A 3,100-nucleotide genomic window follows, 5' to 3' on the forward strand; every position below is an offset into this window, starting at 1 on the left:
ATACTAAAGCGTTTGAATTATTTATAAGGGGGAAGAAAATATATGAAAACACTTGTAATTGTAGCACATCCTGATATTGAAAAGTCTCGAATTAATAAAAGATGGGTAGAAGAACTTGAGAAATATCCAGATGAAATAACGGTGCATGAATTATATAAAGTGGCACCAAATTGGGAATTTAATATTGAAGAAGAACAAAAGCTGTTAGTAGAGCACGACCGATATATATTTCAATTTCCACTCTACTGGTATAGCTCACCACCATTATTAAAAAAATGGTTCGATGATGTATTAACATATGGATTTGCCTACGGATCAAAAGGGGATAAAGTGAAGGGGAAAGAATTTGGTKTAGCTATTTCTATGGGTGGCTTAGAAAAAGACTATAAAAATAGCGGAATTACAATGGATGAATTAACGAAACCATTCCACGCTACGAGCTTATATACAGGAATGGAATTTATACCATCATTTTATTTATATGGTGCGGAATATGAAATCAGTGATGAAGAGATTGACAAAAGTGCACCTGAGTATGTGAAATATGTGATGAATAAGGAGTTTTCTAATATATAAGGAGAAATAGCCATTTACTTGTTAAGTAGATGGCTATTTTTGTTTATCCCGCATTAACCGCCCGTAAGGTGTGGACTAATAATCAGTGGGGATGAACACCCCACATCGACTAAAGATTCACTTCATTTAAATTCACTAAGTTTAATCTTTAGTAAATTAATAATTAATCTGGTAAAATAAAAATCCTAACATATATAAAGGGGAGTTTTACTTGAGAACGATGCGACAATTATTACAAAAAAGAGCAATGCAGTCACCAAATTTGSAAGCGCTTATCGGTGGAGAGAAAAGGTATTCGTTTCAGCAGTATAATGAACGAGTAAATCAGCTTGCACATTATTTGTTACATACCGGTGTGAAAAGAGGGGATCGTATAGGAATTCTATGCAAAAATAATCATCCGTTTCCAAGCGTTATGATGGCAAGCTTAAAAATTGGAGCGGTATTTATTCCGCTTAATCATCAGCTTACTGCTTATGAATTAGAATCGATTGTAAAAGAAGCGAGATTAAAAGTATTAGTTATTGATGATGAATTTAGTGAAGTTGTATTAAAGATTAATGCAGTTAAAGAAATTCCTTATGTAATTGAGACGACAAAAGAAGGATTTGGCTCATTTGAATTAAAATTAAAGGAACAGCCAATAACAGATCCGAATGTGGAAGTTCATGAAGATGATGATGCCATTTACTTATTTACTTCAGGAACGACTGGACAGGCAAAAGCATGTGTAATTGGTCATAAAAACTTACATCATTATTTTAATGAAATTGCGGGGCAAAGAGAAATTTCAGCAGGTGAACGCTTTTTATCAGTGCACCCATTGTTTCATATGAGTGGCGTGCTTTCTATTTTAAATTGTATTTATCATGGCGTTACGATGGTCTTTTTAGCTGATTCGAATCCTACTCTTATTTGGGATAAGATTGAAGAAGAGAAAATTACTACAATGCTTGCGTTCCCAGCTGTTTATAGTTACATGCTTGATGAATTAGATAAAAAAGAGCGCAACATTTCGGCCTTTAAAGTAGCGCAAAGTGGTGGTACAAAGGTGCCAGAAACACTCATTCAAAAATATATGGAAAAAGGYATTTATATGGTGCAAGGTTATGGGAGTACAGAAGGTTGGGTAGTAACTTCTTGGCATCCAAATATGGGAAAAGAAAAAATGTCTTCTGTAGGGAAAACTTTGAAACATGTAGAGCTGAAAATTGTTCATCCAGAAACAGGTGATGAGCTAACAACAAATGAAGTTGGAGAGATCCACGTAAGAAGCCCGTACATGTTTAAAGGATATTGGAATAATGAAGAGGCAACAAAGAAGGTAGTAAAAGATAATTGGTTTAACATGGGTGATGCCGGTATGATAGATGATGATGGRTTTCTACATATTATGGGAAGATATAAAGACGTTATCGTACGCGGTGGTGACAACGTATATCCAGATCAAGTAGAAGATGTAATTCATGAAATAAATGGTGTTTTAGAAGTTGCAGTAGTTGGGATTCCAAATGACTTTTGGGGGGAGGTTCCAACAGCTTACATTGTAAAGGATATTCAAACGTCTTTAACAGAAGAAGAGATTATTCAGCATTGTAAAGAAAAACTAGCAAGCTATAAAATACCAGAAGTTGTATTTATGGACGAATTACCGAAAAACGCTTTAGGGAAAGTGTTGAAGAGGGAATTAAGGGATGTTTTTCTTGTGAAATAAAAGGTTATTAAATAATGAAGAATCCAGTTATGTAAAAAGCATAACTGGATTTTTGTTTATAAAAAACATAATGATTTACTAGATTTTGTATTTTGTGTAAGATAATAAAGAATATTYAATTAACAATTAAAGGAAGAGATATAAATGAAGCTGCCACTATTACAAGTAGAGACAGAGAGACTGATTATTCGTCCATTTCAAAAAGAGGATTATGAAAGTTGGTTAGATGGATTCAATAAGAGGTTACCATCTCAATATAAATACGATGATGGCTATCATGACATGTCGTCTTCAACGAAAGAATGGTTTACGGAATGGATAAGAGGATTTGATGAGGCGGCAAGACGGGATGAAATGTACGTATTAGGCATATTCCGAAAAAAAGATGGAGCGAATATTGGAAAACTAGAGCTTATTAAAATTTTGCGTATGGATTATCAATGGGCGATGATGGGTTACTCTATTCATAATCAACATTGGAAAAATGGATATGGAGTAGAAAGTGTAAAAGCTGCGCTGCCGTTATTTTTTAACGGCCTTCAATTTCATAGAATCGAATTACATATACATATCGATAATGAGCCATCCGTTCGTCTTGCAGAAAGAGYTGGTTTTTCATTTGAATGTAYGAGARAGGCRTTTTCTATGGGGAATGGTAAGTGGGCAGATTTTCTTATTTATTATAAAAATAAGGAGATGGATATATGAGGGTACTTATTACAGGTGGAAATCGTGGATTAGGGTTACAGCTAGTGAAAGTGTTTCATGAAAATGGACATATTGTTTATCCGCTAGTTAGAAGTGTGGAAG

At 34.2% G+C, this 3,100-nt stretch carries 3 protein-coding genes and 1 pseudogene; all 4 read left to right on the forward strand.

Annotation, left to right across the window (positions count from 1 at the left end; translation table 11 throughout):
- Positions 1 to 42 precede the first annotated feature (42 nt).
- Positions 43 to 576 (forward strand): NAD(P)H-dependent oxidoreductase, encoded by a 534-nt coding sequence (locus tag AC1DJR_RS23700; RefSeq protein ID WP_477003647.1) that lies wholly within the window; start codon positions 43 to 45, stop codon positions 574 to 576.
- Between the two features lie 211 nt (positions 577 to 787).
- Positions 788 to 2,290: a class I adenylate-forming enzyme family protein gene (locus tag AC1DJR_RS23705; protein WP_477003648.1), complete on the forward strand. Its 1,503-nt coding sequence runs from the start codon at positions 788 to 790 to the stop codon at positions 2,288 to 2,290.
- A 144-nt stretch (positions 2,291 to 2,434) separates the two neighbouring features.
- On the forward strand, positions 2,435 to 2,998 hold the full coding sequence (locus AC1DJR_RS23710; RefSeq protein WP_477003649.1) for a GNAT family N-acetyltransferase: 564 nt from the start codon (positions 2,435 to 2,437) through the stop codon (positions 2,996 to 2,998).
- Positions 2,995 to 3,100, forward strand: a pseudogene (locus tag AC1DJR_RS23715) (SDR family NAD(P)-dependent oxidoreductase); the annotation flags it as partial. The gene AC1DJR_RS23710 and the pseudogene AC1DJR_RS23715, both read left to right, overlap by 4 nt.

The organism is Bacillus sp. 05T31, assembly GCF_056396725.1.